This is a genomic window from Nocardia uniformis NBRC 13702, assembly GCF_001613345.1.
Lineage (GTDB): Bacteria > Actinomycetota > Actinomycetes > Mycobacteriales > Mycobacteriaceae > Nocardia > Nocardia uniformis.
Genome location: NZ_BDCE01000068.1, coordinates 1 through 13,671, shown reverse-complemented (window position 1 = coordinate 13,671; position 13,671 = coordinate 1). Strand labels below are relative to the sequence as shown.

At 67.0% G+C, this 13,671-nt stretch carries 13 protein-coding genes and 1 pseudogene; 13 read left to right on the top strand and 1 reads right to left on the bottom strand.

The window, feature by feature from the left end; all coding sequences use genetic code 11:
- The 12 genes from NU1_RS25750 to NU1_RS25695 all read left to right on the top strand — a co-directional run.
- The coding region (locus tag NU1_RS25750; RefSeq protein WP_067525145.1) for a cytochrome c oxidase subunit I at window positions 1-1,126 on the top strand (1,126 nt) is incomplete at its 5' end.
- Window positions 1,127-1,474: 348 nt separating this feature from the next.
- Window positions 1,475-2,782: a phosphoserine phosphatase SerB gene (gene serB / locus NU1_RS25745; protein WP_067525138.1), complete on the top strand. Its 1,308-nt coding sequence runs from the start codon at window positions 1,475-1,477 to the stop codon at window positions 2,780-2,782.
- A 116-nt stretch (window positions 2,783-2,898) separates the two neighbouring features.
- Window positions 2,899-3,417: a protease inhibitor I42 family protein gene (locus tag NU1_RS40650; protein WP_169815140.1), complete on the top strand. Its 519-nt coding sequence runs from the start codon at window positions 2,899-2,901 to the stop codon at window positions 3,415-3,417.
- Window positions 3,418-3,523: 106 nt separating this feature from the next.
- Entirely contained in the window at window positions 3,524-4,285 is a 762-nt protein-coding gene (locus NU1_RS25735) for an aminoacyl-tRNA hydrolase (RefSeq protein WP_067525136.1), read from the top strand.
- A gap of 126 nt (window positions 4,286-4,411) precedes the next feature.
- Window positions 4,412-4,618, top strand: a complete 207-nt coding sequence (locus tag NU1_RS25730; protein WP_067525135.1) for a hypothetical protein — start codon at window positions 4,412-4,414, stop codon at window positions 4,616-4,618.
- Between the two features lie 54 nt (window positions 4,619-4,672).
- Window positions 4,673-5,506, top strand: coding sequence for an ABC transporter ATP-binding protein (locus NU1_RS25725; protein ID WP_067525133.1), 834 nt, complete (start codon window positions 4,673-4,675; stop codon window positions 5,504-5,506).
- A gap of 408 nt (window positions 5,507-5,914) precedes the next feature.
- On the top strand, window positions 5,915-6,376 hold the full coding sequence (locus tag NU1_RS25720; protein WP_067525131.1) for a hypothetical protein: 462 nt from the start codon (window positions 5,915-5,917) through the stop codon (window positions 6,374-6,376).
- Between the two features lie 160 nt (window positions 6,377-6,536).
- Window positions 6,537-7,307 carry an NUDIX hydrolase gene (locus NU1_RS25715; protein ID WP_067525143.1) on the top strand — a complete coding sequence of 257 codons (771 nt, stop codon included), beginning with the start codon at window positions 6,537-6,539 and terminating at the stop codon, window positions 7,305-7,307.
- A 135-nt stretch (window positions 7,308-7,442) separates the two neighbouring features.
- Window positions 7,443-8,414 carry a DUF5996 family protein gene (locus NU1_RS25710; RefSeq protein WP_067525141.1) on the top strand — a complete coding sequence of 324 codons (972 nt, stop codon included), beginning with the start codon at window positions 7,443-7,445 and terminating at the stop codon, window positions 8,412-8,414.
- Between the two features lie 288 nt (window positions 8,415-8,702).
- Window positions 8,703-9,470, top strand: coding sequence for an enoyl-CoA hydratase-related protein (locus NU1_RS25705; protein ID WP_067525129.1), 768 nt, complete (start codon window positions 8,703-8,705; stop codon window positions 9,468-9,470).
- 47 nt (window positions 9,471-9,517) lie between these two features.
- Entirely contained in the window at window positions 9,518-10,495 is a 978-nt protein-coding gene (locus NU1_RS25700; protein ID WP_067525126.1) for a class I SAM-dependent methyltransferase, read from the top strand.
- A gap of 3 nt (window positions 10,496-10,498) precedes the next feature.
- Entirely contained in the window at window positions 10,499-11,698 is a 1,200-nt protein-coding gene (locus NU1_RS25695; protein ID WP_067525124.1) for a class I SAM-dependent methyltransferase, read from the top strand.
- 85 nt (window positions 11,699-11,783) lie between these two features.
- Here NU1_RS25695 and NU1_RS25690 read toward each other — a convergent pair whose 3' ends face one another.
- On the bottom strand, window positions 11,784-13,187 hold the full coding sequence (locus NU1_RS25690) for an outer membrane protein assembly factor BamB family protein (protein WP_307644823.1): 1,404 nt from the start codon (window positions 13,185-13,187) through the stop codon (window positions 11,784-11,786).
- A gap of 212 nt (window positions 13,188-13,399) precedes the next feature.
- Between NU1_RS25690 and NU1_RS25685 the strand changes: the two are divergent.
- Window positions 13,400-13,671, top strand: a pseudogene (locus NU1_RS25685) (acyltransferase); the annotation flags it as partial.

Here is a 13,671-nt window from a genome sequence, read left to right as displayed (position 1 = left end):
GCTGTTCCGCATGCCGATCTTCACCTGGAACATCCTGGTGACCTCGGTGCTGGTACTGCTGGCCTTCCCGCTGCTCACCGCGGCGCTGTTCGGCCTGGCCTACGACCGACACCTGGGCGGCCACATCTACGACCCGGCCTCGGGCGGCACGCTGTTGTTCCAGCATCTGTTCTGGTTCTTCGGCCACCCCGAGGTGTACATCATCGCGCTGCCGTTCTTCGGCATCGTGTCGGAGATCTACCCGGTCTTCAGCCGTAAGCCGATCTTCGGTTACACCACCCTGGTCTACGCGACCCTGGGTATCGCGGCGCTGTCGATCGCGGTGTGGGCGCACCACATGTACGCCACCGGCGCGGTACTGCTGCCGTACTTCTCGTTCATGACCTTCCTCATCGCGGTTCCGACCGGTGTGAAGTTCTTCAACTGGATCGGCACCATGTGGCGAGGGCAATTGACCTTCGAATCACCGATGCTGTGGTCGATCGGCTTCCTGGTGACCTTCCTCTTCGGTGGTCTCTCGGGTGTCATCCTGGCGTCGCCGCCGCTGGACTTCCACGTCACCGACTCGTACTTCGTGGTCGCGCACTTCCACTACGTGCTCTTCGGCACCATCGTGTTCGCCACCTTCGCCGGTATCTACTTCTGGTTCCCGAAGATGACCGGTCGCATGATGGACGAGCGCCTGGGCAAGTGGCACTTCTGGGCGACCTTCGTCGGCTTCCACGCCACCTTCCTGGTGCAGCACTGGCTGGGTGCGGAGGGTATGCCGCGTCGCTACGCGGACTACCTGGAGTCCGACGGCTTCACCAACCTGAACACCATCTCGACCATCGGCGCCTTCATCCTGGGCGCGTCGATGCTGCCGTTCATCTGGAACGTCTTCAAGTCCTACCGCTACGGCGAAGTGGTGACCGTGGACGATCCGTGGGGCTACGGCAACTCCCTCGAGTGGGCCACCGCCTGCCCGCCGCCGCGGCACAACTTCTACGAGTTGCCGCGGGTGCGTTCGGAGCGTCCGGCGTTCGAGCTGCACTACCCGCACATGGTCGAGCGCATGCGCGCCGAGGCCCATGTCGGTTGGGGCGGTAAGGCGCACACCGTCCACGAGGCGAAGGTCACAAGCTAGCCCGCGCTGGTTGTTATGCCGTGACGCGGCGGCCGTCTCACTGACGGCCGCCGCGTTCGCATTTCGGCGACAGCACCCCCGTCATTCCGGCGTGAGACCCCCGTCATTCCGGCATGCTTTTGGCCGGAATCCACACTTCGCGAGGTTGTGGATCCCGGCCAAAAGCACTCCGGGATGACGGCGCGTGACGTGCCAGGATGACGGGTGGGGCGAGATGCCAGGGAACAGGCGGGTGATACCGGCCACCGCGATGGCAGTCGGCGCGGAAAGCTCGGCACCGACCTGAAAGAATGAGCCCGCCGTCGCACGTCGACGGGCTGCGGACACACGCGATGAACGGAGTTTCGATTGAGCACGTCTGACACGACGGTTCTGGTTACGGTCACCGGACCCGACAAGCCGGGCGTGACATCGGTGCTACTCGCCGCGCTGTCCAATAATGCCGTCAGCCTCCTCGATGTGGAGCAGGTCGTGATTCGCGGCCGCCTGACCCTCGGTGTTCTGGTGTCGTGTCCCAACGATCCGGAGGCGCTGCAGGAACAGCTCGAGGAAGCCATGGCCACAGTGGGCATGAATGTCGATGTGGAAATCGGGACCAATGGCGCGAACAGCTTCGCCGGAGCCAAACTCTCCACCCACGCGGTGGTGGTGATCGGTAGTCCGGTCACCGCGCGCGCGTTCAGCGCTATCTCGCGCAAACTCGCCGGTCAGGGCGTCAATATCGATTCCATTCGCGGTATCGCCGACTACCCGGTGACCGGTCTCGAACTCATGGTCACCGCGCCGTCCGCCGACGCTGTCTCGGTGCCGTTGGACGACTCGCAGGACCCCTCCGCGGGTACGCGGGCCGCCCTCGGGGCTGACGTGAGCGTCGCCGAGACCCGACTGCGTACCGGATTGGCCGAGGTGGCGGTCAAGGAAGGCGTCGATGTGGCGGTGGAGCGCGCCGGACTGGCGCGCCGGGCCAAGCGGCTCATCGTGTTCGATGTCGACTCGACTCTGATCCAGGGTGAGGTCATCGAAATGCTGGCCGCGCACGCCGGTGTCGAGGAGGAGGTCCGCAAGGTCACCGAGGCCGCCATGCGCGGTGAGATCGATTTCGCCGAATCGCTTCGTCAGCGGGTAGCGACCCTGGCCGGCCTGGACGCCTCCGTCATCGACGAGGTGGCCGAACAGATCGAACTCACCCCGGGCGCCCGCACCACCATTCGCACCCTGCGTCGTCTCGGTTTCCGCTGCGGCGTTGTGTCCGGCGGCTTCCGACAGGTCATCGAACCCCTGGCCCATGAGCTGGAACTCGATTTCGTACAGGCCAACACCCTCGAGGTGGTGAACGGCAAACTCACCGGCGAGGTGGTCGGCGAAATCGTGGACCGCGCCGCGAAAGCCGTTGCGCTGCGGCGCTTCGCTACCGAGGCCGGGGTGCCGATGGAGCAGACCGTCGCGGTGGGTGACGGCGCCAATGACATCGATATGCTCAATGCGGCGGGGCTGGGTATTGCCTTCCAGGCCAAACCCGCGCTGCGTGAGGTGGCCGATACGGCGCTGTCGCATCCGTACCTGGACGCGGTGCTGTTCATCCTCGGTGTGACTCGGGAAGAGATCGAGGCCGCCGATGCCCACGATGGGATTTTGCGCCGCGTACCGCTCGGCTGAATCTTTGTGCCGAGGGCACTCGAGAATCCGCGTTCCCGGTTCCGCACGGCTGACCGGTATTTCGTTTCCCGCCGATACGCTGTGCGGTAACTGGCCGTTCGCCGATCGGAGAACTCGTGGTGCGCACAACCGTCCTGATTGCCCTGCTCGGTCTATCTCTGGTCGCCTGCTCGAATGGTGATTCGGACAGCGATCACCAGCCCTTGACCTCGACCGTGGTCGCCGAATCCAGCAAGCCCACGTCGAGCAGTGCGCAGCCGACCTCCAGTGGCGAGCACGCGACCTCGACCACCGCGCCCACGGCCGCGCCCCTGACGGTCGATGACAGTGCCGATGGCACCGAGGTGCGGTTGGTCCCCGACCAGAAACTGGTGGTGCGGCTGCCCGCGAACAACTCCACCGGATACGCGTGGAGCGTCCAGAAGGTCGACGAGGACACCCTGAAGCAGGACGGCAATCCGGAGTACAAGCCCGATCCGCAGCCGGAGGGCCACGTCGGCGGTGGTGGAACCTCGATCTGGTCCTTCCAGGCGGGCAAGCCCGGCGACACCACACTCGAACTCGTCTATTTCCGGCCGTGGGAGGAGCCCGTCGATTCCGATAAGCGCTTCACCCTGACGGTAAGGGTGCAGTAGCCGCGAATTCCGCTCCGCCCCACGCCGGGATGACGGAGCGGCGCCCGCCGACAGGCGTGCCTGCCCGCCGATTCGCAGTCCGCTCACCGTCCATTACTGTCGGATAGTGGTCGAATCGCTCGAATGTGACTCCGCTGCCGGGCTCGCCGGATTCCAGGCCCGGCACGCGGAACTCGCGCGGGGTTACGGCGGTGCCGGAGACCCCGCGGATCCCGCCCTCGTACAGGCCATGCAAATGGTCCTGCACATTCCCAAAGTCGATCCGCCCCGGCGTAGCTCGCTACTTGCCGCAGCGGCCGCCTCGGCGGTCGCCTTGTGTCTGGATGAACGCGTCGGGCCGGAGGGCGAATGGGAGGAGCGCTATCTCGCGTGGAAGCGCGCCCGGATTCGCAAGGTGGCGCGGCGGGCTCGGGGCGCGCATTGGCTGGTGGCACAGGAGGTCGACGGGGTGACCGTCGATATCGATGGCGCGCAGGCGCGGGCCTTCGTGCCCGGGCCGGTCGGATCGATTGATCCGCGCATCAAACGCCTGCAGATCGGTGGTACCGAACTACCGGTGGACGAGCCCGATGATCCCGATCCGGAAGTTCCGATGCTATGGGTGAACGCCGAATTGGGTATGACAGTGGGTAAGGCTGCCGCGCAGGTTGGACATGCGAGCATGCTGCTTGCCGGTGCGCTATCGGTGGAGCAGGCGTATATCTGGGCCGAGCGTGGTTTCCGCTGCGGCGTCGCCGAGGCCGATCCCGGTCACTGGACGCGGTTGCGGAAACAAGTGGCCGAGGGCAGTGCGGTAGCGGTCCGCGATGCCGGGTTCACCGAGGTGGCACCGGGTTCGATGACGGTTATCGCGGTGCCGGGACGGTGACGGAGACAGTGTCCCAGCGATGGACCGAACGGTCTCCACACTGACCCATGTGTGCTGAGGGTATCGACTTCCCCGGTTAGCTGGGCAAGGATCGGTGCACGAGTTTCCCAGGGAGGAAACACGGAGATGACGACTCTGCTGGTTGTTCTGATCGTGTGGGTGCTGCTCTCGATTCCGGCGGCGCTGATTCTGGCACGCATGTTTCGCGGACCGCGGGTAGATCCGCGACCACGGCTAACCGATTCCGAGCGCGCCGAGCTACGGCAGTACGACCGGGAATTCGACCGTCCCACCGACGAATTCGGGCGCGACCGTCGCCCGAGCGGACTGTGACACGCATCGGTGATCGCCTACCACGTTGACGCGAGCCGCCGGGTGTGAGACAAGATGGACCCCGTGCCGCAACCGGATCCTGATCTGCTCATCGACTTCAACGACGTTATCGTCCGACGCTCCGGTAATACCCTCGTCGGGCCGGTCACCTGGCAGGTGGAACTCGACGAACGCTGGGTGGTACTCGGCCCCAATGGAGCCGGGAAAACCTCCCTGCTGCGGATGGCCGCCGCCGAAATGCACCCCACCTCGGGTGCGGCGAATCTGCTCGGTGAGACGCTCGGCAAGGTCGACGTGAACGAGCTACGCCCGCGCATCGGACTCTCCTCGGCCGCGGTCGCCAGCCGGATTCCGCGCGACGAGAAGGTCGGCGACCTGGTGGTCTCCGCCGGGTACGCGGTGATGGGTCGCTGGCGCGAACGCTATGACGAGCTGGATACCGAACGGGCCGTGGATGTCCTGGAAAGCCTGGGGGCCGAACACCTTTCCGATCGCGCCTACGGCACCCTGTCCGAGGGGGAGCGCAAACGCGTACTGATCGCGCGGGCCCTCATGACCGATCCGGAACTGCTACTGCTCGACGAACCCGCTGCCGGACTCGACCTGGGTGGACGTGAGGAACTGGTGGAGCGCCTCGGCGATCTGGCCGCCGATCCCGATGCCCCCGCCACCGTGCTGGTCACCCATCACGTGGAGGAGATTCCGCCCGGATTCACCCACGGCATGCTGCTCAATGAGGGCAGTGTTGTCGCGCAGGGCCTGCTCGAAGATGTCCTGACTGCCGAGAACCTCAGCAGTGCCTTCCGGCAATCCATCACCCTCGACCGCATCGACGGCCGCTACTTCGCCCGCCGCGCACAGCGATTCGGGCGGCACCGCACCCGTTGAGTGCTAGCGCCTCCCGGCAATCCGCTGGGCCGTCGTGCGCTCTCCTTCCCGCTCAGGTGGGTCGCCCCTTGTCATTCCGGCATGTGCTCGGCAGGAATCCACCACCGCTGCTGACGGGACCGGATCTCGACTGAAACACGTCGGGATTACGGGTGTTTCGCTTCGCTCGATTCCGGACACGCGACCGCTGATTCGGTGCCATGCTCAGCACGTTCAACGGTGTTCGTCGCATTCGTACGGCGTGCTCCCTTTGCACCGATAGCGATGGGAAGGCAAACTGTCCGCAACATCGTTGGTGTCGAGTCCAACTGGGCGTCGTCGACGATCGCTATCGTGTAGCCGCACTGCGGCGAACACTCAGCGCGGAGGGCGACCAGGGCGGAGTCGTCGCGGACGGAGGGAGCAGCGATGCGTCGGACGCTCATTTCGGTGGTGCTGGTCGCGATCGCACTCGCGGGTGCGGCCTGTGTGGCGGATCCGCCGCCACCGCAGCAGGCTTCCCCGCGCTCGGAAACCCCGGCGGGTCTCGCACCGGCGGCTCTGCCCGCCGACCTGAACGGCAAGATCGTGCGGATCGCCTATGACACCGGCGCGACCGAAACCCTCACCTTCGCGCCGGATGCGAAGTCCGTCACCGCCGTGCACACCGACAATCGCATCTCCGCCGACAGCCGTCCGAGCGCACCGGCGGCCGTGGTGGCTCTCGAATCCGGTGTCTTCCTGGTCACCTGGTCGGTAGCCGGTGGGGTGAACAGTCAGGTACAGGACTACCGCACCGGTGAGATGCATGGCACCTGGTCGCATCGCGCCGACCCGGCCGCGCCCTTGACCATCGAAACCCGCAGCGGCTCCGTGCGATTGGTGGAGTAGATCGGCAGTCCACGACTCGGGGCCGCCGGGCGTAGGGGCTGGCAGCGAGGCACCGCCCTGTCCCCATGACCGAGCAAACGTTAGGGTGCGAAAGGTGAGCGAGACAGTGCAGTCCGATTCTCAGCCCGCCGTGGCCCCGGTCAAGGACGCCTCCACGGTGATGCTGGTGCGTGACGGTGTGAACGGGCCGGAGATCTTCCTGCAGCGCCGGGTGAATGCCATGGCGTTCGCGGCGGGAATGACCGTGTTCCCGGGTGGCGGGGTCGATCCCTCGGACGCCTCCGTTGAGCTCGACTGGGCCGGGCCCGAACCCGCCTGGTGGGGTGAGAGATTCGGTATCGACGCGCCGCGCGCGCAAGCGCTGGTCTGCGCGGCGGTCCGCGAGACCTTCGAGGAATGCGGCGTCCTGCTGGCCGGGCCGACCGCCGACACCGTCGTCTGCGAGACCGCGGTCTACGCCGAGGCGCGCGGACAGTTGGAGCGCCGCGAACTGTCTTTCGCCGAATTCCTGACCCGCGAAAAGCTGGTGCTGCGCGCGGATCTGCTGCGCCCGTGGGCGAATTGGGTCACCCCAGTGGTGGAGACCCGCCGCTACGACACCCGTTTCTTCGTGGCGGTGCTGCCCGCGGGTCAACTCGCCGACGGCGCGACCTCCGAGGCCGAGATCGTCACCTGGTCCACCCCGGCCGAGGCCATCGAGCGCTGGAAGTCGGGCCTGGACGTCCTGCTCCCACCCACCTGGTCCCAGCTGGTCGCCCTCGCCGAATTCGGCTCCACCGCCGACATTCTGGCCGCCACCCCCGTAATCGAGCCGATCATGCCGGTCTACGACCCCGCCAGCGGCGGCCCGACCCTCGCCTTCCCGGATGCCGCCAAGTACTTCGCCGACCTGCCCGAGGGGGCGCGCCTGCGCGGTTCGCGGCGGCCCTGACCGGGGTTCGCGGCCCCCGGTGGTCTGCAATCCCCGACAGGACAGGTACACCTGGCCGCCGTGCGGCGGGGCTACGCTGGGTTCGCTGACTTTGTGGCGGATCCCGGTGAACACCCCGACGAAAGGTGCGGACTGATGGCACAGGTGACGAATGAGCCCCTCCCGGCCCTTCCGCTGGAGTCGTGGCGGCCGACCAAGGAGACGCTGCACCGCTTCTGCCAGATCGTTGGGAAGGTCGCGCTGGAGAAGGGGATCCGCCGCAACCACTGGTGGCATATGACCTTCCGCCTCACCGCGCGCGGTTGGACCACGGTGGCGCTCGGCTCCGCGCGGAGCGGGCCGGTATTCACGTGTGCGTTCGACTTCTTCGATCATGTGCTGCGGATCGAGACCGATGGCGGACAGCGCGTGGACGTACCCTTGGTCGATCAGTCGGTGGCCACGTTCTACACCGGTGTCATGGCGGCGCTGCGAGAGCTCGGCATCGACGTCACCATCGCGCATCCGACGCCCTACGACCTGCCCGATCACGGTCGGCCGTTCGATGAGGACACCGAGCACGCCGATTACGACCCGGCCAAGGCACAGCAAGCGTTCCGCGTGTACAGCCAGGTCGGGCGGATTCTGGAGGAGTTCAGCGCGACCTTCTCCGGGAAGATCAGTCCGGTACAGGTGTTCTGGCACACCTTCGATATCGCCGTGCAGCGGTTCGCGCCGCGGCATATCGATATGCCGGAGAGCGTGGACCCGGTGACGCGTGAGGCGTATTCGCGCGAGGTGATCAGCGCCGGGTTCTGGTTCGGTGACGACAAGGTGCCGGAGCCGACCTTCTACTCCTACGTCGCGCCCGAGCCCAAGGGGCTGACCGATATCGCGGTGGAGCCCGCGAAGGCGCGGTGGGTGGATTCGGGATCGGCGCACGCCGCCTACTTCTCCTACGACGATGCCCGCAACAGCCCGGATCCGGTCGGGGCGGCGCTCGAGTTCTTCCAGTTCGTCTACGGGCGTGGCTCCGAACTCGCGGGATGGGACGTGCCGAACCTATCGTGCCGGGGCGGTATCACCGACCCGGTCCTGCGTGAGCCCTATCCCCGCGGGAACGACTGATCGGACGTCGGGAATCCGATCGGGTGCCGTGCCCACGACTCACTGACCAGGTATTCGTCACCGGATTCGCGGCGGCACTCCGGTCCTGTGGGCTGACCGATAGCGCGCCGCAGCCGCGGCAGGCGAGGCGGGTGTCACGCGGGGCAGCGTCTGTGGGCTGCCTGCCCTGGTGGAGAAGCGAGCGCAGCGCTGATCCGAACGCGCGGCCCGGTGGCTCGGTCGGATGATCGAGGCCCGGATCGCGGGTGACCGGGGCGGCGCGGTGGTACGGCAGTACTCTTCTGGGCTGTGGCCGAATTCGTGACCGTGGACCGGGGAGTGGCGGAGGGTATCGCCGTACTCCGGATCGCACGCCCGCCGATGAATCTGATCGACCTGCAGGTCGCCCTCGAAGTCGCGGCAGCGGCCGAGCGGATCGGGACCGACACATCGGTGCGGGCCGTGGTGGTCTACGGCGATGAGCGGGTGTTCTCCGCCGGGGACGCGGTGGCCGAGTTGGCGCGACTCACGGCGGAGCAGGCGTCGGCCCTGGCCAAGGATCTGCAATCGGCACTCGGATGCCTGGCCCGGCTTCCGCAGCCGACCGTCGCGGCCATCAGCGGGTACGCACTCGGTGCGGGTTTGGAACTGGCGTTGGGCGCCGATCGTCGCGTCATTGGCGACAATGTGAAGTTGGGTCTGCCACAGATCGCGGCGGGGCTGATTCCGCTGTCCGGGATTCGCCGGTTGAGTCTGCTCATCGGCCCGTCGCGGGCCAAGGACCTGGTCTACAGCGGCCGGTTCGTCGACCACGAGGAAGCGGTGGCCATCGGCCTGGTCGACGAGGTCGTCGCCCCCGATGATGTGTTCGAGGCCGCACTGCGCTGGGCGCGGCAGTTCACCGCGGGCCCGGCACTGGCATTGGCAGCCGCCAAGCGCGTTTTCGAGGCCGGGACGCACGGCCACGACCGCGCCCGCACCGAGTGGTCGGAGCTGTTCGGCACCGAAGATCAGCAGGTTGGAACACGTTCCTATTTGGCGGACGGTCCCGGATCGGCGCGATTCACCGGCCGTTGACCGGGCCGATCTGCGGGCTTATCCGGTGATTCATTAGGCTGCCCTCCATGACTGCTCGTCCTGACGACCCAGCGCCGAACCCGCACGCCACCGAGGCCCAGGTCCAGGCCGCGCTCACCGACAATAAGCTCGCGCAGGTCCTCTACCACGACTGGGAAGCGGAGACCTACGACGACAAGTGGTCCATCTCCTACGACGAGCGCTGCATCGAGTACGCGCGCGGCCGTTTCGATGCCGTGGTCCCGGATGCGCCGCTGCCGTATGAGCGTGCGCTCGAACTCGGTTGCGGCACCGGCTTCTTCCTGCTGAACCTCATGCAGGGCGGCGTGGCCAAGTCCGGTTCGGTGACCGACCTTTCCCCGGGCATGGTCAAGGTCGCGACGCGCAATGGCAAGAACCTCGGCCTGGATGTGGACGGCCGGGTCGCCGATGCCGAAACCATTCCTTACGACGACGACACCTTCGATCTGGTGGTGGGTCACGCTGTGCTGCACCACATTCCGGATGTGGAGCTGGCGCTGAAGGAATGCCTGCGGGTACTCAAGCCGGGCGGGCGCTTCGTCTTCGCCGGTGAGCCGACCACCATCGGCAATATCTATGCCCGCCGTCTCGGCCAGGCCACCTGGAAGGTCACCACCGAGATCACCAAGCTGCCCTTCCTCAAGGATTGGCGCCGCCCGCAGGAGGAACTGGACGAGTCCTCCCGCGCCGCCGCCCTGGAGGCCGTGGTGGATCTGCACACGTTCGACCCCACCGACCTGGAGGCCATTGCCTCCCGCGTGGGCGCGGTCGAGGTGCGGGCCAAGACCGAGGAGTTCGCCGCCGCGCTGTGGGGCTGGCCGGTGCGCACCTTCGAGGCCGCGGTTCCCGATTCCAAGCTGACCATGCGCTACCGCCTGGCCCAGTACAAGGCGTGGCTGGGCCTGAGCAAGCTGGACGAGAAGGTACTGCGGCATGTGGTGCCGCGGCAGTTCTTCTACAACGTCATGATCACCGGCGTGAAGCCCGGTGCGGCCGCGAAATAGTCGGTGGGCTACGGCTTCTCCCGCGACGATGTCGCGTATCTCGGTAGCGCGGCCGGATCGGCCGCGCTTGCCGAGACCGATCGCCTGACCCTGACTCCGGCGACCCTGCTGCGCGATCTCGAGAGCTTGCGCCGCGAATTCGGTGACCGGTCGGCCGCTCTCGTGGAGACGGTGCGGCTGCGTCGCCGTGCGGGTGTGAAGTTGGTTGATGCGGGGGAGTGGCTGTTCACCGACGACGCGCTACAGCAGGCGACGCCCACGGCGGTGGCTCGGCAGCGCGCCCTGCGTCTGGCGGGCCGCACCGTCCATGACGTCACCTGCTCCATCGGTGCGGAACTCGTTGAGCTGGCACAGGTTTGCCCGTCTGTGATCGGCAGCGACCTGGACCCGGTGCGGCTCGATATCGCCGCTCACAACCTGCGCGTGGCCACCGGCGCGCACTCGGAGGGTGTGCGCGAGGCCGTTCGAAATGTGGTGCTGGCCAAGGCCGATGCGCTCGTCCCGTGCAGCACCGCCGAGGTGATCATCGCCGACCCGGCCCGCCGTGCCGACGGCCGCCGCACCCACGATCCAGCGAAACTGCAACCCCCACTGCCGGATCTGCTCGCCGCCTACTCCGGCCGCGATCTGGCCGTAAAGTGCGCTCCCGGACTGGATTTCGACCGTCTCGACTGGTCCGGCGAAATCGAGGTCGTCTCCCTCGACGGTGCGGTCCGCGAAGCCTGCCTGTGGTCTGCGGGCCTCACCGAACCCGGCGTAACCCGCCGCGCCACCGTCCTCTCGTCGTCGGGCCCGGCGTGGAGCATGACCGACGCCGATCCCGACGACATCGGCGAGCGCGGGCCCGGCGAATGGATCATCGACCCCGACGGCGCGGTGGTCCGCGCCGGCTTGGTCCGCCACTACGCCGCGAAACACGGCCTGTGGCAACTAGATCCTCGCATCGCCTACCTCACCGGCGACACCGTCCCCGAGGGTGTCCGCGGCTTCCGCATCCTGCACCGCATGGACTACAAGGAAAAGCCGCTGCGCGCCGAACTCCACCGCCGCGACTGCGGCCCCCTCGAAATCCTCACCCGCGGTGTGGATATCGACCCCGACGCCCTGCGCACGAGGATCAAACCGCGCGGCTCCCAACCGCACACGCTGATCATCACCCGCATCGGCCGCACCCCGACGGTCTTCCTCTGTGCCACGCCCTGAGTGGTGTGCTCATGATTGCTTCTCCAAACCAACCGATACGTCGCGATGGGTCGAAGCCTCTTACGCCGCACAGAATTCCGGGGCGCTACTTCTCCGGCTTGAAGACGAACAGTTCGCCGATCTTCGTCGCCACCACCACTTCACCCTCGGCCCCGACGGAGGTGCCCTCCGTGGTGCCCTGTGCCCCGGGCAGCTCATCGGAGTCGACGGTCGCGCCGGTCGCGGTGTCGAAGGTGAACAGGGTGAGGGTTTCGCCGATACTGGCTACCGTGTAGCCGGTACCGCCCGCGGTTTGGACGGGTCGGCCACGCAGTGCGAGGTCCTTGCGCTCCCAGGCGATTTCGGAGGTGTCTCCGAGATCGCGCACAGCGAGGAGATAGCCGTCGTCACCGGCGGGAATGATCAGGTCATCGGCGATGGAGAAGCCGCCGCGGGGCGGGAAGCCGAGATCCCGGGTCCACTTGGTGTGGCCGTCGGAAGTATCCACGGCGATGAGCCGGTTGGCATTGTCGCCCACGTAGAGCGTGGAGCCGTCCGCGGCGAGCGCGGGGCTGGTGGCGCTGCCCTCGGTCAGCATGGCCGCCCGCCACTCCTCGCGAATCCTCTTGTCGCCGTACCGCAGTGCGACCAGTTCGGCGGTGCCCTCGCCGGGCCGCCAGACGGTGGCGTAGAAGCGTCCGGTGTCCTGGTCGACGGCGGAGACATTGGCGATGGAGCACTGCGGGCCGCCGACGGCGCACTCGTCGAGCCCCTGACCGTCCGGCGGACGGTTCAGACCCGGATTCTCCAGGGCATCGGGTTCGCCGAGCATTTGATAGGTGGGGACCATCCGGTCGCCGGTTTGGCGGCTGAGCACATCGACCTGCCCGAACTGGGTCACCGACAGCACATTTCCGTTACCGGTGAACTGCACCGACACCGGCACCCCGGCGACGGGTGTGCGCCAGCGCGGCTGCCCGAGGGCGTTGTAGGCGTTCATACCGCCGTCTTCGCCGATGTAGAGATTGGTGCCGCCGTCCACCGCGGATCCGGCGTAGATCGCGCTGGGCCCCATGGGATTGCAGAAGCGCTTGCGTCCGGTGCGCATCTGGAAGGAGAAGAGCACGCAGTCGGTCGAGGTACGGGTGGTGACGAACATCTGCCCATCCGGTCCCACGGTGACCGGTGCGGCGATCGGGCCGCCGACCGGGCGTGACCAGTCCAGGGCCAGCGCCCGCGATCCCGTGACCGGACTGCTACCGCTATTGCGGGCGTCGTGGAAGGCGGCGGGCCAACCCTTGCCGGGACCGACGGTGATGTCGTCGACATCGGTACCGCAGCCGGTCAACGCCAGCAACCCCGCCAATCCGAGCACCGCTGTACGCGATACGAGTCGCGGCGGCACGAACCGTGGCGATTCCGGCGGTAGTGCGTGCACGCCGGATCGGGCCTGGGTGCGGTCACCGGGTCGCTGCTCGTTCCATCCGGTCTGCCGCCTGCCGCTTCGCACCTGCTGGTGTCCCTTCTGCCGGTACCGAGTCTTCGGTTTCTTGGTCGGGGCTGATGCAGCCGGAGCACAGCCTACTTTCGCGCCCGGTGAACGGGACCGATACCCTCGTCTAAACGACCCAGCAGTCCGCGCCGGGCCGCCGATCCGGCGGTATCGATATCGCACAGCGGCGGCGGCGCGATCGAGCACAACAGGAGCACTTCGTGACGAGCATGTGGGGCGCACCGCTGCGCTCGCGTTGGCGGGGGTCGCGTCGCCGGGATCCGGAACAGGCGCGCTTTCTGACTATCGCCTCGCTCAAGTGGGTGCTGGCCAATCGCGCGTATACGCCCTGGTACCTGGTGCGCTACTACCGGCTGTTCAAGTTCAAGCTGTCGAATCCGCACATCGTATTGCGCGGCATGGTCTTCCTGGGTCGCAATGTCGAGGTGCACGCCACACCGGAATTCGGCCGCATGGAGATCGGCAAGTGGGTGCATATCGG

Excerpts from the sequence above, each read along its gene's own strand:
- NU1_RS25700 (WP_067525126.1), top strand. The coding sequence starts at position 9,518 with ATGACTGCTCGTCCTGACGACCCAGCGCCGAACCCGCACGCCACCGAG.
- NU1_RS25725 (WP_067525133.1), top strand. The coding sequence starts at position 4,673 with ATGGACCCCGTGCCGCAACCGGATCCTGATCTGCTCATCGACTTCAAC.
- NU1_RS25715 (WP_067525143.1), top strand. The coding sequence starts at position 6,537 with ATGCTGGTGCGTGACGGTGTGAACGGGCCGGAGATCTTCCTGCAGCGC.
- NU1_RS25710 (WP_067525141.1), top strand. The coding sequence starts at position 7,443 with ATGGCACAGGTGACGAATGAGCCCCTCCCGGCCCTTCCGCTGGAGTCG.
- NU1_RS25730 (WP_067525135.1), top strand. The coding sequence starts at position 4,412 with ATGACGACTCTGCTGGTTGTTCTGATCGTGTGGGTGCTGCTCTCGATT.
- NU1_RS25720 (WP_067525131.1), top strand. The coding sequence starts at position 5,915 with ATGCGTCGGACGCTCATTTCGGTGGTGCTGGTCGCGATCGCACTCGCG.